We start from the raw sequence: 18,363 nt of genomic DNA, 5'->3' as shown, positions 1-18,363 counted from the left end.
ACCGGCTTCAAGGATCCGGGCCGGGAAAAACTGCCCGCTCTGCGCGAAACTGGCCCCGCTCGCGACTCAGAGATACGGGAGCGGACTCGTCGGGCAGAACATCGGCGCTTCGTCCAGAAGGTGTCGGAGGACGCGGACGTGGCCGCTTCCGATGATCAGCAGCACGCGTTCGTCGCCCGCCTCTACCGCCCGCCACAGGTTGTGTGCGATGCGGATGTTCCGGTCGTACCAGGTCGAGAGCACCCGCGGCCCGCCGAAGTTCTCGCCCTCGCCGTAGCGCAGGTAGGTCCCGAACATACCGCGCTGGTTGACCGCCAGATTCTCTTCTCCGTTCAGATATCGGTGGTACTCGACGAGCGTCAACTCCCGGAGGCGCTCGTCGAGTTCGCGCTCGGCGGTTTCGGGGTCCCGGAGCGAGAACGACGCCTTCTCCGTCGGATCGTAGCCGCGTTCTTCGAGCGCCCCCAGGTCGTCGTTCCCGAGCGTGGCCGGAGCGTCGACGGGATACACCCGTTCGTGGCCCAACTGGTCCGCCAACCGGACCCCGATCTGGACGATCTCGCTCCGACACGCTGCCCTTGGATCGTCGCGCGACGGGTGTAGCGGATCTATCTCTACTTCTTGGTCGTAGGCGTACTCACTGGACCGGTAGGCGTCGAACAGGTCGTTCAGGTCTTCGGTCCGGTCGTACGGTCGCTCGACGGCGACCCGTTCCGGGTTCCACCGTCCGAGCCGACCGGTCAGGTCCCGGAGACCCTCCTGGCGCTCCGGTGCGAGCACGTCGTCCGCGTCGACGTTCAACTCGTCAAGTCCCGGACTGTCCATGTGGTACGTGCCGAACAGCATCACGCGGACCTGGCCAGCCTCGTAGCGCGGCCACCCTGTCGGCGGTTCCGTCTCCCCCGATTCGCTGATCTCGACCATCGTGTGGCATCCTCACACGGCGGGGTTAAAAACGCTTCGAGGTTGGTGAAAAGAATCCAACTGGACTGCGATGTACCTCAATCGTCCCCGAACTCGTCGATGACGCCGTGGACGATCTCGGCCCAGTCGTCGAGCGCGGCATGGAGCATCGACTTGGCCTCGGGGAGCGGTTTCGCGGTGTACTGGTAGACGTATCCGCCGGGGTCGAGCAAGCGACGCTCCCGGTCGACGAGTCCCTTCTCCATTAGCGTGGTCAGCGAGCGGTTGACGTTGCTCCGGTCGCGGTCCAGTTCCGTCGCGAGTTCCTCGACGGTGCTTCCGGGGTGGTCGAGCAGTGTCAGATACGTCCGTGTCTCGTGGGCCTGGATGCCGAACACACAGGTCATCACCTCGGAGAACGATGGATCCGCCGTCTCCATTAGCTCCCCCATCTCCCCGGCCGGTTCGGAATCCGCCATGGGCAGACGTTCGAGCGGTGAGGGGTTAAAAGCGATGACTCATCCTACCGGACGGAGGCCTGTGACGACTTTCGACTCACTGGAGTGTCGACTATCGTCTCGCAGTTCCATCCGACAGTATCAGTCTATGGTTTTGATGTACCCCTGATTCTTGATGCACTTGCGCATCTCAGCTTCCGCTTCGTGTTTGTGCAACGTCGTGGGCGTGTCGCAGTAGTACACCGTGCCGTCGTGACGTAACGTCACCTCGTACTCCGAGCCGAGCACCTCCGTTTCGATGATGACGCGACCGCCGTCGTTCAGCACATCGAGGATCACGTCGGCGTCGAGTTCGCCGGCGGTGGCACGCAGTGGGTCGTTCATCTCGGGTATGTCGAGTTTCGACCCGGCGCTATTGAGTGTTTTCGGCTCCGACCGAGTTAGACATTACCATGGATAAGAGCTATGCACCTGTGCGTCCGTGACGCCGCGCCGAGATAGCTCTATACGGACGACAATGCGAACAATTACCATGGCGCAGGAGACTTCCACCGACCGGCGAACTGACACCAGAACACGGCTCGAAACGTGGCAGGCGGGCGTCCTCGGCGGTATCGCCGGGGGGTTCGTGATGGGTATCATGCTGACGATGCAGATGACGCCGGTCATCGAAAACGCCATTCCCGCACTGTGGGGGCTCTCCGGCGGACTCGCAGGGTGGGTGATCCACATGTCGAACTCAGCGGTCCTCGGCGTCGTCTTCGCCGCTATCGCTAGCGCCGGCGCTTTCCGCGAGTACGCCGACAGCCCCGGGACGAGTGCCGCCCTCGGAATCGCGTATGGCGTCGTCCTGTGGGTCCTCCTCGCCGCGATCGTGATGCCGATCTGGCTGGACGCTGTCGGCTTCGGTATGGCTCCGGCCGTTCCCAACTTCAATCCGATGAGCCTCGTCGGTCACGTCGCGTACGGCGTAGTTCTGGGGGTTGTGTACCCGCTGCTACGCTGACGGAGTGCCGTACCCGATGCGTTTTTCTTCTGTGCGGATACGACACATTAGCGAGATACTAATTTAAACTACACGACACATCCTCCCGTATGTCGAAGACGGACCGGACGATGCCGAAACCGGAGCGCAACAACTCCTACGTACTATACGGTGCTATTACCGGCGTTATCGCCGGTCTCGTGTTCGGATTGCTGATACAGTTCCGACTCGAACGGATGACCGCGATCGGTGCGATGTACACGCTGGGCGAACCGAGTCTCTCCGCTGGATGGGTCGCACACGTCTTTCACAGTGCGCTCTTCGGCGGTCTGTTCGGACTGGTCATCGACCGCGAACCGCTCCGGTCGTGGGGTCGTAATCCGCTGACGAACGCCGGGCAGGGTCTCGCCTTCGGAGTCCTTCTCTGGGGGATAAACATCGTCTTCCTCTGGCCGCTGTGGCTGAACAGCGTCGGCGTCCCAAACGCGCCGGAACTCCCGTTTCTGGGCGTCATGCCGCTCTTGGGTCACGTCATCTACGGCGGTCTGACGGGGCTACTGTTCACCCTGACGACCGGCGACCGCAGAGAGCATACCTCTCTATTTCGGGGTAGTGGTTAACCACCGCTGTGACCTATCAGGGAGCGTAATGGTCGGATCATCTCCAAAGACGTCTCTCGTCGTCGGATGTTTGACGTTCGGCGTCGCAGTTTTATCGTTCGTGATCGAAGATACGCTCGGATCGTGGCCGACTCCGTTCGGCCAGGGGAGCCCCGTGCTGTTCGCTATCCTCGGAATCGCTCTCGTGAGCCCCTACATGATCTCACGCGTCAGCGGAACTGAAGAGTGAGCGGCGGTATCCGCACTCTGTCTCGCGAGTCCGTTCGCGACTGCGACCGTCCGGCAGTCAGTTCTCCAGCAACCAGGCGAGCAGGCCTTTCTGGGCGTGCATCCGGTTTTCCGCCTGTTGCCACACGACCGAACGGTCGCTCTCGATGACGGCGTCGGTGATCTCCTCGCCGCGGTGAGCGGGCAGACAGTGCATCACTGACGCGTCGGGAGCAGCGTGGTCCAGCAGGTCTGCACGGACCTGGAACCCCTCGAAATCGTTCATTCGGACGTCGCGTTCGTCCTCCTGTCCCATGCTGATCCACACGTCCGTGTAGATGATGTCGGCGTCCTCGACGGCTGCGACCGGGTCGTGCGTGACTGTCGGGTCGCCGCCGAGTTCACGGGCTCGTTCGACCACGTCGTCGTCGATGCCGTAGCCCGGGGGTGTGGCGACGGTGAGGTCGACGTCTGCCAGCGCACACCCGATAGCGAACGACTGGGCGACGTTGTTCCCGTCGCCGACCCAGGTGGCCGAGACATCGTCGAACCCGTCTTTCGTCTCCCGGATCGTCAGCAGGTCGGCGAGCGTCTGGCAGGGGTGGGCATCGTCGGTGAGGCCGTTGATGACGGGAACGTCGGAGTACTCGGCGAGCACCTCGGCGTTGGCGTGTTTGAACACGCGGGCCATCAGCACGTCGACGTACCGTGACAGCGCTCGCGACGTGTCCTTGAGCGGTTCGCCGCGGCCGAGTTGGATGTCGTTCTCGCCGAGGAAGACGGCGTGGCCGCCCAGCTGTGTCATCCCCGTCTCGAACGAGACGCGAGTCCGAGTCGAGGGTTTCTGGAACAGCATGCCGAGCGTCCGCTCTTGCAGGTCCCGGTGGGATTCACCGGCGTTCAGCAGCTCTTTGTACTCCGCCCCCCTGTCGAGGACGGACTCCAGTTCGTCGGGCGTCAGATCGTCGACGTCGAGGTAGTGTCTGGTCATGCTTGCAGGCGGTTCGCGACGCGTTCGAGCACGGCGATCGAGCGCTCGAACTCGCCGAGGTCGAGATGTTCGTTCGGTGCGTGGTCAAGGTCGGAGTCGCCGGGTCCGTACGTCGCCATCGGACAGTCCCAGGCTTGCGCGTAGAGGTTCATGTCGCTCGTCCCGGTTTTCCGAAGGAGGCGGGGGTCGCCCTCCTCGCCTCGGATCGCGGCTCGAAACGCCCGTGCGACCTCGTTCCGGGGGTTCTCCATCACTGGCGGAGTGGGCTCCTCCCACGTGACCGTGCCCGTCTCTAGCTCGCCGTCCCGCGGGCCTTGTCCGCTCGACGTGTTCGAGCGACCGTATAGCTCGCTCTCCGCGATCTCTCTGATACCCTCCGCGGTCCTGTTCGGCGGGATCCGCAACTGAACGTCCATCGTCGCCTCGACCGAGAGGCCGTCCGCGGTGAACCCGCCCTCGACGCTGACCGGCTTCGTCGTCACCTGCTCGAAGACGGGTATTTCGGCGGTTTCACCGTCATCAGAACTCGAAGAGTTCTGATTGGCTCGCGAATCTTTCGATTCGCGACCGCCTTCATCTCGTTGCGCCTCGGGCGCAATGCTACTTTCGTCCGGGTCGAACGCGTCTTCGACGCGGGACCACCAGCGGATCGCGTCCTGAATGGCGTTCGGTTCGGGTCGGGAGGTGTGGCCGGACTCGCTGGTCGCGAGATACGTGCCGGCGAGAAAGCCACGGTAGCCAAGCGTGATCCCGTCCCAGCCGCTGGGTTCGCCGTTGACGACGGCTTCGGGCGCGTCGCGCTCGGCGATCAGGTGACGCGCTCCCCGGGAGTCGGTCTCCTCGCCGACGACGCCGACGAACGAGACGCCGGTGCGCACCGCCGCGGCGGCCATCGCCGCGAGCGGGCCGGTCGCGTCGACGGAGCCGCGGCCCCACAACTGGTCCTCGTCGTCCACTTCGACCGGGATCTCTCCGGGAACGGTGTCGATGTGCGAGGTCAGCAACGCCGCGTCGTCGGCGGGGGCGCGGACGTTACCCACCTCGTCGATCCACACCTCGCGGTCGTGGGCCTCGAAGAAGTCGGCGAGACGCTGGGCCGCCGCCGCCTCCTCGCCTGTGGGTGAGGGGATCGACACGAGGTCGACGAGCAGTTCGCGGGCCTCGTCGTCCGAGACGGTCGCGGTCGCGCTCATTCCACGACCTCCGCCAGCGCGTCGACCACGTGGTCGACCTCTGCTTCGCCGATGGTCAGCGGCGGGAGCAGGCGCACGACGGTCCGACCCGCCGGCAGCGCAAGCACGTCGTGGTTCAGCGCGAGTTCCTTCAGCGCGCGGTTCGCGCCGCGGCCGACCTCGACGCCGACCATCAGGCCCTCGCTGCGGATCTCGCGGACCTCGTCGCCGACGGCCGCGTCGAGTTCGGTGTGGAGGTACTCGCCCATCGCCGCGGCGTGTTCCGGGATCCCCTCGTCGACGATAGTCGAGACGGTGGTCCCCGCGGCGGCCGAGATAACCGGCCCGCCGGAGAACGTCGAGGCGTGCGAGCCGTAGTTCTCGGCGATCCAGTCGCGACACAGCGTCGCACCGACCGGGAAGCCGTTGGCGAGGCCCTTCGCGCTGGTGATCATGTCAGGGGTGACGCCCGCGCGCTGGGCGCTCCACAGCGCGCCGGTCCGTCCCATCCCAGTCTGGACCTCGTCGAAGATGAGCGCCGCGCCAGCGTCTTCCGTGATGTCGCGCGCGGCCCGCAGGTACTCGGTCGAGGCGGGGTTGATCCCGCCCTCGCCCTGGACGGGTTCGACGATGAACCCGGCGGTGTCCTCGTCGACGGCGTCGTCGAGCGCCTCCGTGTCGTCGTACGGGACGAACTCAACGTCGCCGATCAGGGGTTCGTACGGGTCCTTGTACTTGTTCTTCCAGGTGGTCGCCAGCGACCCCATCGTGCGGCCGTGAAAACCCTGCATCGTGGCGACGAGTTTCGAATCGCCCGTCGCCGCCCGCGCGAACTTCAGCGCCGCCTCGTTGGCCTCCGTGCCGGAGTTACTGAGCCACACCTTGTCGATGGGGTCCGGCGCGGTCTCGGCCAGCGTTTCGTACGCCGCCGTCCGCGCGGCGTTGGGGTACGACGCCTGCACGAACGTCAGCTTCTCGAACTGCTCCGTGACGGCCTCGGTGACCGCCGTGTGGCCGTGACCGAGGGGGACGCAGGCGTACGACGCGCCCATGTCGAGATACTCGGTGCCGTCGTCGCCGTAGACGTACGCGCCGTCGCCGCGTTCGATCCCGATCGGTTTCTCGGAGAAGACGAACCCCGTCATGCGTCCCCCTCCTCGTCCGCGTCGCCGTCGTCAGCCAGCGCACCTGGCGTGATCGTCGTGCCCTGCCCGTCGAGCGCGCCGACGATGGGGTCGTTGAGGTTCGCGTCGGCGACGGTGACCGAGGCCGCGCCGCCCTCTAACGCCTCGGTCGCCGCCATCACCTTCTTCGTCATGAATCCCTCGGCCGCGTCCTCGACGCGCTCGAACGCCGCGGGCGTCGCGGCCTCGTCGATGACCGTCGACTCGTCGTCGGGGTCCTCGTAGATGCCCGCGACGTCGGTCAGGACGACCAGGTCCGCCTGAAGCGCGCCGGCGACGGCCGCGGCGGCGCGGTCCGCGTCGGCGTTGACTGGCGTGCCCTCTTTCGACAGCATCGGGACGGTGACGACCGGCGTGTAGCCGCTCGCCAGGAGCGTCTCCAGCAGGTCGGCGTTCACGTCTTCGATCGTGCCGGAGTGGTCCCCGCGTTTGATCTTCTTCGTGCCGTCCTCGACGACCCGCACGGCGGACTTGCGCGGGCCGGTGAGCAGTTTCCCGTCGACGCCCGAGAGGCCGACTGCGTCGACCCCTTCGCTCTGGAGCGAGGCGACGAGGTCCGTGTTCAACTTCCCGGGCATCACCATCTCGAACACCTCCATCGTCCGCTCGTCGGTGAAGCGTCCGACGACGCCGCCGGGCGTCTCGACGTACTCGGGTTCCTCGCCGAGTTCTTCTAACGTCTCGTCCACTGCGGTCGACCCGCCGTGGACGACGACGACGTCCTCTCCGTTGGCCGTGAGGTGAGCGACGTCTGCCAGTGCGCCTTCCGGTTCGACGGCGCGAGCGCCGCCGATCTTGACTACTACCGTCATGTTGGTACGGAAACCTCCGTCGTATCTGTGGAAATCATGAAAACGAATCAGGGTGCGCCGACGGGATGGAGTCCCTGGAACTCCAGGCCCGCCGTCTCCTCGAAGCCGAGCGCGACGTTGGCCGCGTGGACCGCCTGGCCCGCGGAGCCTTTCATCATGTTGTCGATGGCGGAAAACACCACGACGCGCTTGTTCGAGGGGTCCAGTTCGAAGCCGACCTCGCCGTAGTTCGTCCCGGCGACCGCCTTCGGTTCCGGATAGCGGTAGACGCCGGACCCGCCCGCGGCCATGCGCATGAACGGCTCGTCCTCGTATGTCTCGCGGTACGCGCCCCAGAGGTCTCCCTTCGAGACGGGGCCGTCCGGGAACACGTGACAGGTCGCCGACGCGCCGCGGGTCATGTCCACGGCGTGGCAGGTAAACGACACCGACGTGCCGAGGAACTGCTCGATTTCGGCCTCGTGGCGGTGGCCCTTCGGCGCGTACGGGCGGACGACGCCCGAGCGTTCGGGGTGGCTGGACGCCTCGCCGCCGCCAGCGCCGCCCTCCGAGGAGCCGACTTTCACGTCGACGACGACCTGCTCCGACCCGGAGAGGACGCCGTGTTCGAACAGCGGGTAGAGGCCGAGGATCGTCGCCGTGGCGTTACAGCCGCCGGAGGCGATCAGGTCCGCGCCCACGAGGTTCTCGCGGTTTATCTCCGGTAGGGCGTACTCAGCCTCGTCTAGCAGTTCGGGCCTGCTGTGGCCGTCGTACCACTCGTCGTACTGCGCCTCGCTGTCGAGGCGGAAGTCCGCCGAGAGGTCGACGACGGTGTCAGCGACCTCGCGGAACGTGTCGACCTGTTCCATCGAGACGCCGTGGGGCGTCGCCGTAAAGAGCACGTCCACGCTCTCTAGGTCCTCCGGATCGGAGAAGCGCAGGTCGGTGCCGCGGAGGTTCGGGTGGACGGAGCCGACGCTCTTGCCGTCGTAGCTCCGACTCGTCGCCTGCTGGATTTCGAGGCCGGAGTGCGCGTCGATCAGCCGCAGTAGCTCGCCACCGGTGAAACCGCTGCCGCCGACGACCGACGCCGAGAGCGACTCGTCCGCCATCAGGCGGTCACCTCTTGGCCCTGTTCGGCCTCGACCTTGGCTTCGAGCCAGTCGACGACGGCCCCGGGAACGTCGATGTCGGTCGTGTCGTTCAGCGCCTTGAACTCGACAGTGTGATTGACCTCGTGGACGGTGTAGCTGTCTCCGGTTTCCATGAGGTCGACGCCGAGCAGGCCACCGCCGACCGCGTCGCTCGCGCGCTCGACGAGGTCTCTCGCCTCGTCGTCGAGTTCGAACTCGGCGGTTTCGGCCCCCTTGGCCGCATTCGTGAGCCAGTGGTCCGACGAGCGGACCATCGCGGCGACGGGCTCGCCGTCGGTCGCCAGCACGCGGATGTCGCGGCCGGGTTTCTCGACGAACTCCTGGACGTAGAACACCTTGTGCTCGTAGTGGCCGAGCGTCGCCTTGTGTTCGAGGATGGCCTCGGCGGCCGACTTGCCGTCTATCTTCGCCATCAGACGGCCCCACGAGCCGATGACCGGCTTCAGGACGCAGGGGTAGCCGAACTCCTCGATGGTCTGCATCGCGGCGTCTTTCGTGAACGCCACGTCGGTGTTCGGCGTGGGGATCCCCTCGCGGGTCAGCGCCAGGCTGTTTTTCACCTTGTCCGCACACACTTCCGCGGTGTCCGGCGTGTTGACCACGGGCACGTCGTACGCCTCGCAGAACCGCGTGACGTAGAGGCTCCTGCTGGTCGCCAGACAGCGGTCCAGCACGATGTCCAGGTCGTCGAACGCCTCCGGGGCGTCCTCGATGTTGAACTGCTGTTTCCGGACGTCTATCTTGGTGATGTCGTGGTCCCGGTCACGCAGCTCCGACAGCAGGAGCTTCTCGTCCTTGCGGATCCGGGAGTACAGCATTCCGACGTTCATTTGGGTTCCTCCGTAACTGCCGTGTTCGTATCCGCCGCCGTCAGGGTCGTACCGCGCGTTCGCGTTGCGGTGAGAGTCGTCTCGTCCGTCACCTTACTCCCCCCAGTCCTCCTCCAGCTCGGGGGCCTTCTGGAGGACTGGCGGGTTGGTGTCGGTCACTTCGAGCTCCGCACCGCAGGTCGTACAGTCGATGATCTCTCCGACTTCGAGGTCGTCGTGCAGGGCCACGTCCGCCCCACACTCAACGCATTCTGCCATTGTACCCTCTACTCGACGCCAGCACACCTTAAAACCTTCGAACTTACCAGATAAATTAAATAAACATACTCTCCTCTAATCGCTTCAAAAATCCGCTCAAGCCGAAATCGCGTTCCGAGTATCAGTTTCGGAATGTGTTATCTGTCCCCTCGCGGGGACGGCGGCGACGGCGTCGCCGTCGTTCGCCCACGGGTTCCCGGTGGTGCACCCGTGGTCGGCGGTAGTGGTCGCGGTCCGACGGGTCGATCACGCATACTCGCTCACCTCCGTGCGGAGGGCGTCGTCGGCGTCGGCGAGCGCGGACCGCTCCGTCTCGACGGCCTCGGTGTCGGCGGTAAGCGTCGCCTCGGCGGCGTCGAGCGCGTCGGCCACCGCGGTCGCGGCGGGACCGCCGGTCGAGTCCCGACTCGCCACGCTCTCGGCGGGGTCCAGAGCGGCCTCCACGGCCGCGCGTTCGACGTACTCGTCGAGGGAATCGCCGAGCACCTCGCGGGCGGCGGCGTCGAGCGCGTCGTAATCAGCACCCGACTCTGCTGCGACGGCCACCATCTCGTGTGCGGTGCGGAACGGGAGGCCGTGCATCGCCAGCAGGTCCGCGACGCCGGTCGCCGTCGAGAAGCCCTCGCCCGCGGCGTCCGCGAGCGCCGTCTCGTCCCAGTCGGCGGTGGCGACCGCACCGGCGGCCACGTCCACCGCCTCGACGACGGCGTCGACCGTCTCCCAGGCGTGCGGCGTCGCGCGCTGCAGGTCGCGGTTGTACGCGCGGGGGAGGCCCGAAAGCGTCGTCAGCAGGCCGTTCACCCCGCTCGCCGCGTCGCCCGCGGTCGCGCGGACGAGTTCCAGCGTGTCAGGGTTTTTCTTCTGGGGCATGATCGACGAGGTCGACGAGTAGTCGTCGCTCAGGTCGACATAGCCCTTGTTCGCGAAGACGATCAGGTCCTCGGCGAGGCCCGACAGCGTCGTCGCCAGGTTCGCGAGCACGCTCGTCGTCTCCAGCAGGAAGTCGCGGGCGGAACTCGCGTCCATCGAGTTCTCGACGACCGACTCGAACCCGAGCAGTTCGGCGGTGCGTTCGCGGTCGATGTCGAACGGCGTGCCCGCGAACGCCGCCGCGCCGAGCGGCGACCGGTTCACCCGGTCGTAGGCGTCGAGTAAGCGCTCGGTGTCACGCGCGACCGCCGATTCGTACGACAGCAACCAGTGCGCGACGGTCGTGGGCTGGGCGGGTTGGAGGTGCGTGAAGCCGGGCATCACGGCGTTCGCGTGGGCCTCGGCCGCCGACAGCAGGGCCTCGCGGAATCCCAGCGTCGCCTCCGCGGCGTCCAGCACGTCCTCGCGCAGGCGGTAGCGTATACAGGCCGCTACCTCGTCGTTGCGCGACCGGGCGGTGTGCATCTTACCACCTTCCTCGCCGACGCGGTCGATGACCTCCGTCTCGATTGCGGCGTGGACGTCCTCGCCCTCGGGGAGTGCGCCGTGGCCGGCGTCCTCCACGTCGTCCAGCGCGGAGAGGATCTCGCCGGCCGTGTCGTCGTCGACGATCCCCTGTTCCGCGAGCATCACGACGTGTGCGCGGTCGACCGCGAGGTCGGCGTCGAAGATGCGCCGGTCGGCGTCGAGCGAGGAGAGGAACTCGCGGGCGGGGCCGCCGCTGAAGCGGTCCCGGCGGACGACGTCGCCTGAGTTCCCCTCGGTCATCTCACTCGTCCCCGTCGCCGCTCCCGTCCGTGGCGAGCGTCTTCTTGTCCTGCGCGTCGATGACCTTGTTCGCCAGGCGACCCTGGAACCCATGGTACTTCGCGACGCCGGTGGCGTCCTTCTGGGTGATGTTCTGGCCCTCGACGGTTTCGGTGTTGAACGAGGCGGCGTCCTCGGAGTAGGCCGCGTACTCGCTCTCGCGACCGACCGGACGGGCGCTCCCGCCTTCCAGTTTGACCGTCACCGTGCCGGTGACGCGGGACTGCGTCTCGTCGATGAACCCTTCGAGCGCGCCGACGAGCGGCGCGTCGATCAGGCCCTGGTACGCCTTGTTCGACCACTGCTGGTCGACCTGCGTCTTGAAGTCGCGCTCCTCCTGCGTGAGCACGAGGCCTTCGAGCGACTCGTGGGCGTTCAGCAGGACGGTCGCGGCGGGGTGCTCGTAGTTCTCGCGCACCTTCAGGCCGAGCATCCGGTCCTCCATCATGTCCGTGCGGCCGACGCCGTACGCGCCCGCGAGGTCGTTGAGGTACTCGATGAGTTCGACGGGACCGTACTCCTCGCCGTCGACCGCGACGGGTTCGCCGTCCTCGAACTCTATCTCGACGAGGTCGGCCTCGCCGGCCTCGCCGGGCGCGTCGGTCCACTCGTAGATGTCCTCTGGCGGGACGTATCCCGGGTCCTCCAGTTTCGCGCCCTCGACCGAGCGGCTCCAGAGGTTCGTGTCGATGGACCAGTCGCCCTCGTTACCGCTCTCGACGGGGAGGCCGCGCTCCTCGGCGTACTCCATCTCCCACTCGCGGGTGAGTTCGAGTTCGCGGACGGGCGCGATGACGTCGAGTTCCGAGTCGCGCCAGACGGCCTCGAACCGTAGTTGGTCGTTGCCCTTTCCGGTACAGCCGTGGGCAACGGCATCGCAGTCGTGTTCCTTCGCTGTCTCGAGGATCGCGTTCGCGATGACGGGGCGCGCCAGCGCGGTGCCGAGCGGGTAGCCCTGATAGGTCGCGTTCGCTTTCAGCGAGTCGAGACACAGCGTGGCGAACTCCTCTCGCGCGTCCACGACGTACTGTTCGACGCCGAGCGCGTCGGCGGTCTCCTCCGCTTCTTCGAACTCCTCGTCGGGCTGGCCGACGTCGACCGTGACGCCGACGACCTCGTCGTAGCCGTACTCCTCTTCGAGTAGTCCGACGCATACTGTCGTGTCCAATCCGCCTGAGAAGGCGAGTGCCACGCGTTCCATCTGTAGCCGAAGAGACCCGCTTGAGGGTATTAAATCCTTCCTTTTAGATAGTGAATAAAAAGCACAGACGCGTCCGTAGGCGGGCTAAAGAGTTCTCAAGGCTTCGTTCGAATCCGGTCGGAATGGAGAGTAATGATGGGCCTAGAAGAGGCCCGGTCGTCGCGGTCGCAGTCGCGGAGAGAAGGAGACGGACCCGGCGCTCACGGCGTCCGAGAGCGCGGAACGGCGGCGAGTCCAGTCCATCGTACCCGTCAGTAGTGGAACTGGGCTATTAAACCCTTCCGGCGAGGCAAAAGTTACGATTCGGCGGCCGAGTCGTCCTCGGAGGGTTCGCCGTCGGTGGACCCACTCCGAGTCACGTTCTCGATGGCTCCGGCGGTAGTCGTGGCGGCGGCGTCACCATTGCTGCTAGCCGCCTCAGCGTCGCCGTTTACGTCTACACTGCTTCCGCGGTCGCTGTCGTTTGCGGCACCGTCGGCGCGTTCCTCAGCGGTGTTTTTCGCGTCAACGACTCGTTGTTCGGAACTGTTCGTCGCATCCGTCACGTGGTCTCCGCCGGCCGTTTCAACGCTCCCGGTCACATTTACGGCTTCGGGGTCACTGTCGTTCGTCCCGTCAGCGTCGCGTCCGTTAGAACCGTTCGCGGCGTCGGTACTGCGGCTATCGGAGCCGTTCGTTGCGCTAAAACCATGGTCGGCGGCTATCGGCTTGCCAGCGTTCTCGCCGGCGATAGAGCGCGCCATATCGGCCGCCTCGCCGCCGCTCAGGTCCTTGGCTCGGGTGCGAAGCGACTGAACCGCGTCTCCGCCGTTCTGATCGAGTACGTCGATGGTGTCGTCAGTGCGGGCGTTCTCGCTCGCGTTCGCCATCCGCTCGACGGTCCGGGCCTCCGCGACGATCTGGGCCGTCCGTGCGCGGTATTCGCCTTCGGTTATGGACCCGTTCGCCCGTGCTTTCCGGAGTTCGGAGCGACGCTCTTCGAGTTCTTCGAGGCGGGTCTCGATGTCGGTTATCCGCCCGGTGACGACTGCGGCACGGGCGGTATTGCTCCCAGCGCCGCTGACGCGGAGCTGAAAGGTCCGCTCTTCCATCTCGCCGTCGATTTCGGCGGCCTGAACGCCGACGACGCCGGCGAGTCGTTCGCCGGGTGCGACCGAATCGTTCGATTCGTTGCTCTGAACCGGTGTGCCAGCGCTTCCACCGGCCGTGGCGGCGGCCGGAGCTACCACCAGAGCGAGGACGAGGAGGGCGAGTGCAACCAGGGTCTTGCGACGCATCGTATCACTACTGTACCGCTCTACTCTCATATAAACGATAGGCTCTCAATCCCGATCAACGACGATTAATTCGAATTCACGCGGTTTCGATCCCGGTTACGTCGTGCGGTTCTGCCGAAGGTGCGGATGCGAATCGCGTGACCGCCCTGCCCGGTCATATTTCGTCGGTTTCGTCGGGGAGCGAGAGAACGTTCTCCCGGCCGAGGCGGAAGCTCTCTATTTTCCCCTCGTCTCGCAGGTCGCCGACCACCTGGCTGGTTTTGGCCTCCGTCCAGTCGAGCGCCGTGACCACCTCCTGCTGTTTCATCCGTCCGTCGCGCTGTTCGAGCAGCCGCAGGACGCGCTCTTCGTTGCTCAGCAGTTCCGGCGGCGGACCGTCGTCGTCCGCATCGCCGCTGGCCTGACCGGCCGTCGCGCCAGCCTCCTCGGTCGACCTGTCGCTCGTCTCTGCCGCCCCGGCCGCACCGCTTCCGCGACTCCGTGCCCAGTACGCCAGACCCGCTATCGCGGCGACACCGACGACGACGAGCGCCGCGAGCAGCGGGTCGGTCCCGTTTCCGGAACCGGCGGACCCGTCCCCGTCGCTACTGCCGCCTTCGCCGCCGTTCGCGGGCGCGAGAACCAGGCTCGGTTCGTCGGAAGTGAAGTCGGTCTGGGTCCCGCGCCAGCCGACCGAGGTGTCGCCGCTGTTGTCGGTATCCGGCGAGACGGACTCGACCTCGTAGCCGTCGGGCCACTCGACAGTCAGACGGGTTTCGCTGCTCAGGAAGAACCCGCGGATCGCGTCGCCGATCAGGATCCGGTCGCCGTCGACGGCGGCGAAGTTCTCCCAGTCGAACGTGTACGTTATCACGCCGTACTCCTGCGGGATCGAGCGCGTCTCGGTGCCGATTCTCACGTCGCGTACCGCCATTTCGCGACCGGTTTCGTTTTCGGCCGACCGGACGGTGCGCGTTATCCGGTCGCGAAAGCGCGCGGTGTAGTTGTCGGGGTTCGCCTCCACGTCCCGTTGCAGGTCCTCGAACGCCTGCGTCGTGTTGTCGTCGTCGAGGCGCGTCCAGTACTGCATCTCCCACGTCGCCGTCCCGTTCTCGTCGACCGAAACGAGCAGGCGTATCTCATCGGTTTCGACCTCTTGGGCGGCGGCGACCTCCGGGTCCGGGTTGGCTGACTGGTGCTCGAAGCCAGTGCCGCCCGCGACAGTCCTGACGGCACCCGAGGCAGAACCGGCGGCTCCGGCGCTGGAAGCGAGGGAAACCGTGATCAGCAGGGCAACGAAACTGACCGCGAGTGCCCCTCGTGTCCTCTCTCGCATTCTGCCGAACGGTGGATCCTAGGGGTGAAAGGTCTTACCACCGAGTCGTGTCCCCGCAGAAGCCACAGGATATTTATGCGCGTGCTCTGATTTAATCAAATATGTTCGACAACCGTGGTGACCTCGGGGTGGAGACGCTCCTGAAGGTGGTGCTCGTTCTAGTGGCGCTGCTGCTCGTTATGGAAATTCTGGGGCTCATCGTCGACGGTGTCATGTCTCTCCTCGGTCCCCTCCGCCCGCTGGTCAGTCTGGTCATCCTGGCGCTGATCGTGCTCTGGTTGCTCGACCGACTCTAACGCGGCACTGGTGTCGAGACCGACCGCCATCCTCTTGCCACGCCGCCCCCTAGCACCGCCGTGTTCAGCATCAACGCCCCGGTCCCCGGGCGAGTTGCCCGGATCGCGTCCGACCTGCATCCCTCCCTCGTCGGGTTCGACCGCATCCGGGAACACCACTCACTGCTGGTGAAACGCTTCGGCGACCCTGACCACGTCGCTTCCCTACAGCACGAGGCCCGGCGCGCGATGGGCGACGCCCCCGCGTTCGAGGTGGCAGTGACCGGTGTGGACTACTTCTCAGATCCGCCGGAGGGATCGGCTCCGGTCGTGTATCTGACCGTCGAGAGCCCCGGTCTCCGCCAGATCCACGACCGTCTCGTCGAGCGATTCGGCGCAGTCGACATGCTCGAAGGCGACGACTACACCCCGCACGTGACGCTTGCCCGCGACGGCAGCGAGGCGGACGCTCGACGCCTTGCGGAACGCGAGATAGAGCCCGTGACATGGACCGTCTCCGAACTACAGTTCTGGGACGGAACGTACGGTGAGTCCGTGAGTACGGTCAGTCTTCCGTAGCGACCTTTTTTCGTTCCGGCCGCTCGCACGCGACGCGTCGGAGCGTCGCGCTCTCGCGCTGGCCACCAACCGATCACGGAGACGGCGGCCCGCCCTCGTACGCGTCCTGCCCCTGATAGAAGTTCAGCATCGCGAATTTTAGTTTCTCGGCGGTGACGTCGATCATCTCATCACGCTCCCCCTTCGGGAACGTTCCATGGACGCTGTACTTGCCCATCTCCCCCTCCGCAGCGGCGGTGTAGCGCTTGTCGAGCAACACGCGGACGCCGAAGTCATCGGGCGAGCGGATGACTCGGCCGATGGCCTGACGCGTCTTTCGGATGGTCGGAATCTCGACGGCGTACTCCCAGCCCGCGTTCTCGCCGCGGTCGGCGAAGGCCGCGCCGTAGGCGTCCTGGACTGCCTTCGCGCGGTCGTCGAGGCGCGGGTAGGGGACGCCGACGACCGCGACGGTCCGTGCGTCGTCCCCGTCGAAGCTCACGCCCTCGGCGAGCGTCCCCCACAGCGAGGTCAGCAAAACGGCGTCGTCGCTGTCGGTGAACCGCTTCCTGAGGTCCTCTACGGAGTCGCCCGGCCGGTCCCGGAGCACCGTCGCGTCCACGTCGAGTAACTCCTCGTACCGCTCGGCCTCGGCGTAACTCGGAAAGAAGGCGAGCGTGTTGCCCGGCGTAAAGCGGACCGCGTCGGACAGCGTGCTCGCGATGGTGGCTTGCGTCTCGGGGTCGTCCCGCTCGCTGGCGAACAGCGCGGGCGTCCCGGCGGCGAACGTCCGGCGGTTCTCCTCGGGGAACTGGAGGCCGTAGGCCAGGCTCACGGGGCTCTCCAGCCCCAGCACGTCCTCGCTCACGTCGAACGGGCGAAGCGTGGCGCTCATCAGGACGCTCGCGTACACCTCGTCGAACAACTGCCCCGTCACCTCCCGCGGGATGCAGGTGTACAGTTCCGCGCGACCGTACACCTCCTCCGTCCCCGAGTCGCGGCGGACCGAGACCACGGGGAACTGGCCGAGTTCAGTCCCCTCGTCGATCCACGAGGAGACGAACGAGGCCGCCTGTAGCGTCTGGCACTCGGTGCGCGTGGTCGTCTCGCCGCGCTTGTACGCCTCCTCGTACTCCTCGTCGAGTTCGAGTCCGAGGTTCGCGGCGGCCTCCAGGTCCGAGTCGATACCCGGGCCGGTGTACTGCTGGAGGAACGACCGCGTGAGATCGTCGCGTCCCTCGTCGTTGGCGACGGGGACGTCTTCCCAGTCCTCACCGACGCGCTTCCGCGCTCGCGGGCCCTGCCCGCTCGCGTTGCCCGAGGCGCTTCGCCCCTCGCTGCCGAAGCCGAACGAGTCCTCGTACGTCTCGACGAGCGCGTCCCGGAACGCCCGGATGACGTTTTCCGCGCCCGGCGCTCGCGCGTCGTCGCAGTCGTCGAGTTCGTCGAGCGCCTGATCGAGGGTGTTCTCCGTGAGCGTGCGCGTCGCGTGGTCGCGCGCGGCCCCTTCGATGTTGTGCGCCTCGTCGAAGACGGTGATCACGTCCTCCGGGTCGCGGTCCAGCCACCGGAAGAACTGCTCGCGGATGGCCGGGTCGAGCAGGTGGTGGTAGTTACAGACGACCAGATCGACGCCCTCGATGCCGTCCTTGAGGAGTTCGTAGCCGCAGAGCGTCCGCTCGTGGGCGTACTCGTAGATCTCCTCGGGGGTGCGCACGTCCTCGAACAGCCACCCGTAGAACTCGTCGTCGTCCCGCGTGAGGTTGTTGTAGTAGTGCTCGCAGGTGTTTTGCTCCTCTAAGTCCTCGACCTCTGCCTCGACGCTTTCGAGTTCGTCCATCACCGCGGAGCGCGCCTCGGTCGCGCGTTCGTCGCCCTCCTGGCTCTCTTCGAGTAGTTCCTCCTGGCGGCGCTCCAGTTGCTCCATGTCGCGTTCGGCGTCGACGAGTTCGTAGGTGTTGTCCCGGAGCACCTGACACTCCTCGAAGCCGACGTCGATGTGACACATCGACGATTTCCCCTTGAACACGACGGCCTGAATGGGCTCCTGACGGGTGATCTGGCGCGCCTCGGTAACGAACTGGCGCATCTGCTGGTGGACGTTCGTCGTGATGACGACCGTCTTGTCCTCCTCGCGGGCGTACTCCAGCGCCGGGACGAGCGCCGACAGCGTCTTGCCGGTGCCACAGGCCCCCTCGAAGAGGACGTCCTGCTGGCGCGATAGCCCGTTGTAGATGCGGTCCATCGCCTCCTGCTGTGCGCCGTACGGCTCGTCGTACGGGAAGAACCGCATGTACCCGTTCGTCTCTGGCACATCCGTTCTTTCGCTCGGCCCGACAAAAAGTCTCGGCCACCACGGTGAAAGTGGACTGTCGGGGTCCCCGTTTCATAGGGGCTGTTGTAAGTCGTTTCGTGGGGACGCCCCCGGACGAGGCACGGCATGG

The 18,363-nt window shown here is 66.0% G+C and carries 20 protein-coding genes; 5 read left to right on the top strand and 15 right to left on the bottom strand.

Going from position 1 to position 18,363, the window contains the following annotated elements; genetic code table 11:
- Positions 1-66: 66 nt before the first annotated feature.
- The 3 genes from EYW42_RS09715 to EYW42_RS09705 all read right to left on the bottom strand — a co-directional run bounded on the left by EYW42_RS09715 (position 67) and on the right by EYW42_RS09705 (position 1,745).
- Positions 67-924 carry a DUF5694 domain-containing protein gene (locus tag EYW42_RS09715; protein WP_237561302.1) on the bottom strand — a complete coding sequence of 286 codons (858 nt, stop codon included), beginning with the start codon at positions 922-924 and terminating at the stop codon, positions 67-69.
- Positions 925-1,001: 77 nt separating this feature from the next.
- Entirely contained in the window at positions 1,002-1,382 is a 381-nt protein-coding gene (locus tag EYW42_RS09710) for a helix-turn-helix domain-containing protein (RefSeq protein ID WP_135535066.1), read from the bottom strand.
- 120 nt (positions 1,383-1,502) lie between these two features.
- A complete protein-coding gene (locus EYW42_RS09705) occupies positions 1,503-1,745 on the bottom strand; it encodes a hypothetical protein (protein WP_135535065.1) in 243 nt (80 codons plus the stop codon).
- Between the two features lie 148 nt (positions 1,746-1,893).
- Here EYW42_RS09705 and EYW42_RS09700 point away from each other — a divergent pair, with 148 nt between their 5' ends.
- The 3 genes from EYW42_RS09700 to EYW42_RS19480 all read left to right on the top strand — a co-directional run bounded on the left by EYW42_RS09700 (position 1,894) and on the right by EYW42_RS19480 (position 3,195).
- Positions 1,894-2,367, top strand: a complete 474-nt coding sequence (locus EYW42_RS09700; RefSeq protein ID WP_135535064.1) for a histidine kinase — start codon at positions 1,894-1,896, stop codon at positions 2,365-2,367.
- A gap of 89 nt (positions 2,368-2,456) precedes the next feature.
- Positions 2,457-2,966 carry a hypothetical protein gene (locus EYW42_RS09695; protein WP_135535063.1) on the top strand — a complete coding sequence of 170 codons (510 nt, stop codon included), beginning with the start codon at positions 2,457-2,459 and terminating at the stop codon, positions 2,964-2,966.
- Between the two features lie 28 nt (positions 2,967-2,994).
- Positions 2,995-3,195, top strand: coding sequence for a hypothetical protein (locus EYW42_RS19480; protein ID WP_138798427.1), 201 nt, complete (start codon positions 2,995-2,997; stop codon positions 3,193-3,195).
- Positions 3,196-3,252: 57 nt separating this feature from the next.
- Here EYW42_RS19480 and argF read toward each other — a convergent pair whose 3' ends face one another.
- The 11 genes from argF to EYW42_RS09640 all read right to left on the bottom strand — a co-directional run bounded on the left by argF (position 3,253) and on the right by EYW42_RS09640 (position 15,086).
- Positions 3,253-4,164 (bottom strand): ornithine carbamoyltransferase, encoded by a 912-nt coding sequence (gene argF / locus EYW42_RS09690; protein ID WP_135535062.1) that lies wholly within the window; start codon positions 4,162-4,164, stop codon positions 3,253-3,255.
- The gene (locus tag EYW42_RS09685; RefSeq protein ID WP_135535061.1) at positions 4,161-5,357 is read right to left on the bottom strand and encodes a M20/M25/M40 family metallo-hydrolase; all 1,197 of its coding nucleotides are present in this window, start codon (positions 5,355-5,357) and stop codon (positions 4,161-4,163) included. Before EYW42_RS09685 ends, argF begins: the two co-directional genes overlap by 4 nt.
- Positions 5,354-6,481 carry an aspartate aminotransferase family protein gene (locus EYW42_RS09680; protein ID WP_135535060.1) on the bottom strand — a complete coding sequence of 376 codons (1,128 nt, stop codon included), beginning with the start codon at positions 6,479-6,481 and terminating at the stop codon, positions 5,354-5,356. Before EYW42_RS09680 ends, EYW42_RS09685 begins: the two co-directional genes overlap by 4 nt.
- Positions 6,478-7,332, bottom strand: coding sequence for an acetylglutamate/acetylaminoadipate kinase (locus tag EYW42_RS09675; protein ID WP_135535059.1), 855 nt, complete (start codon positions 7,330-7,332; stop codon positions 6,478-6,480). Before EYW42_RS09675 ends, EYW42_RS09680 begins: the two co-directional genes overlap by 4 nt.
- Before the next feature lie 47 nt (positions 7,333-7,379).
- Positions 7,380-8,426, bottom strand: a complete 1,047-nt coding sequence (gene argC / locus EYW42_RS09670) for an N-acetyl-gamma-glutamyl-phosphate reductase (protein WP_135535058.1) — start codon at positions 8,424-8,426, stop codon at positions 7,380-7,382.
- The gene (lysX, locus tag EYW42_RS09665) at positions 8,426-9,298 is read right to left on the bottom strand and encodes a lysine biosynthesis protein LysX (RefSeq protein WP_135535057.1); all 873 of its coding nucleotides are present in this window, start codon (positions 9,296-9,298) and stop codon (positions 8,426-8,428) included. The genes argC and lysX overlap by 1 nt, the downstream gene beginning before the upstream one ends.
- A 93-nt stretch (positions 9,299-9,391) precedes the next feature.
- On the bottom strand, positions 9,392-9,556 hold the full coding sequence (gene lysW / locus EYW42_RS09660) for a lysine biosynthesis protein LysW (RefSeq protein ID WP_135535056.1): 165 nt from the start codon (positions 9,554-9,556) through the stop codon (positions 9,392-9,394).
- Between the two features lie 246 nt (positions 9,557-9,802).
- A complete protein-coding gene (argH, locus tag EYW42_RS09655; RefSeq protein ID WP_135535055.1) occupies positions 9,803-11,254 on the bottom strand; it encodes an argininosuccinate lyase in 1,452 nt (483 codons plus the stop codon).
- Between the two features lies 1 nt (position 11,255).
- The gene (locus EYW42_RS09650) at positions 11,256-12,494 is read right to left on the bottom strand and encodes an argininosuccinate synthase (protein WP_135535054.1); all 1,239 of its coding nucleotides are present in this window, start codon (positions 12,492-12,494) and stop codon (positions 11,256-11,258) included.
- A gap of 296 nt (positions 12,495-12,790) precedes the next feature.
- A complete protein-coding gene (locus EYW42_RS09645; protein WP_135535053.1) occupies positions 12,791-13,771 on the bottom strand; it encodes a hypothetical protein in 981 nt (326 codons plus the stop codon).
- A 154-nt stretch (positions 13,772-13,925) separates the two neighbouring features.
- Positions 13,926-15,086, bottom strand: coding sequence for a helix-turn-helix transcriptional regulator (locus EYW42_RS09640; protein ID WP_135535052.1), 1,161 nt, complete (start codon positions 15,084-15,086; stop codon positions 13,926-13,928).
- A gap of 101 nt (positions 15,087-15,187) precedes the next feature.
- Between EYW42_RS09640 and EYW42_RS09635 the strand changes: the two genes are divergently transcribed.
- Both EYW42_RS09635 and EYW42_RS09630 read left to right on the top strand, forming a co-directional pair.
- Complete coding sequence (locus EYW42_RS09635; RefSeq protein ID WP_135535051.1) at positions 15,188-15,382, top strand: DUF7554 family protein; 195 nt, start codon at positions 15,188-15,190, stop codon at positions 15,380-15,382.
- A 60-nt stretch (positions 15,383-15,442) separates the two neighbouring features.
- A complete protein-coding gene (locus tag EYW42_RS09630) occupies positions 15,443-15,940 on the top strand; it encodes a 2'-5' RNA ligase family protein (RefSeq protein WP_135535050.1) in 498 nt (165 codons plus the stop codon).
- 73 nt (positions 15,941-16,013) lie between these two features.
- On the opposite strand, the gene EYW42_RS09625 is transcribed toward EYW42_RS09630, so the two are convergent.
- Complete coding sequence (locus EYW42_RS09625) at positions 16,014-18,233, bottom strand: ATP-dependent DNA helicase (protein ID WP_135535049.1); 2,220 nt, start codon at positions 18,231-18,233, stop codon at positions 16,014-16,016.
- Positions 18,234-18,363: the final 130 nt, after the last annotated feature.

This window comes from Halostella pelagica (genome assembly GCF_004762015.1).
In the GTDB taxonomy this organism is placed as follows: Archaea; Halobacteriota; Halobacteria; order Halobacteriales; family Natronoarchaeaceae; genus Halostella; species Halostella pelagica.
This window is presented reverse-complemented; position numbering and strand designations above follow the sequence as displayed.

Bases quoted from the DNA above. Each gene is read 5' to 3' on its own strand.
- EYW42_RS09715 (WP_237561302.1), bottom strand. From the start codon at position 924: ATGGTCGAGATCAGCGAATCGGGGGAGACGGAACCGCCGACAGGGTGG.
- EYW42_RS09710 (WP_135535066.1), bottom strand. From the start codon at position 1,382: ATGGCGGATTCCGAACCGGCCGGGGAGATGGGGGAGCTAATGGAGACG.
- EYW42_RS09705 (WP_135535065.1), bottom strand. From the start codon at position 1,745: ATGAACGACCCACTGCGTGCCACCGCCGGCGAACTCGACGCCGACGTG.
- EYW42_RS09700 (WP_135535064.1), top strand. From the start codon at position 1,894: ATGGCGCAGGAGACTTCCACCGACCGGCGAACTGACACCAGAACACGG.
- EYW42_RS09695 (WP_135535063.1), top strand. From the start codon at position 2,457: ATGTCGAAGACGGACCGGACGATGCCGAAACCGGAGCGCAACAACTCC.
- EYW42_RS19480 (WP_138798427.1), top strand. From the start codon at position 2,995: ATGGTCGGATCATCTCCAAAGACGTCTCTCGTCGTCGGATGTTTGACG.
- argF (WP_135535062.1), bottom strand. From the start codon at position 4,164: ATGACCAGACACTACCTCGACGTCGACGATCTGACGCCCGACGAACTG.
- EYW42_RS09685 (WP_135535061.1), bottom strand. From the start codon at position 5,357: ATGAGCGCGACCGCGACCGTCTCGGACGACGAGGCCCGCGAACTGCTC.
- EYW42_RS09680 (WP_135535060.1), bottom strand. From the start codon at position 6,481: ATGACGGGGTTCGTCTTCTCCGAGAAACCGATCGGGATCGAACGCGGC.
- EYW42_RS09675 (WP_135535059.1), bottom strand. From the start codon at position 7,332: ATGACGGTAGTAGTCAAGATCGGCGGCGCTCGCGCCGTCGAACCGGAA.
- argC (WP_135535058.1), bottom strand. From the start codon at position 8,426: ATGGCGGACGAGTCGCTCTCGGCGTCGGTCGTCGGCGGCAGCGGTTTC.
- lysX (WP_135535057.1), bottom strand. From the start codon at position 9,298: ATGAACGTCGGAATGCTGTACTCCCGGATCCGCAAGGACGAGAAGCTC.
- lysW (WP_135535056.1), bottom strand. From the start codon at position 9,556: ATGGCAGAATGCGTTGAGTGTGGGGCGGACGTGGCCCTGCACGACGAC.
- argH (WP_135535055.1), bottom strand. From the start codon at position 11,254: ATGACCGAGGGGAACTCAGGCGACGTCGTCCGCCGGGACCGCTTCAGC.
- EYW42_RS09650 (WP_135535054.1), bottom strand. From the start codon at position 12,494: ATGGAACGCGTGGCACTCGCCTTCTCAGGCGGATTGGACACGACAGTA.
- EYW42_RS09645 (WP_135535053.1), bottom strand. From the start codon at position 13,771: ATGCGTCGCAAGACCCTGGTTGCACTCGCCCTCCTCGTCCTCGCTCTG.
- EYW42_RS09640 (WP_135535052.1), bottom strand. From the start codon at position 15,086: ATGCGAGAGAGGACACGAGGGGCACTCGCGGTCAGTTTCGTTGCCCTG.
- EYW42_RS09635 (WP_135535051.1), top strand. From the start codon at position 15,188: ATGTTCGACAACCGTGGTGACCTCGGGGTGGAGACGCTCCTGAAGGTG.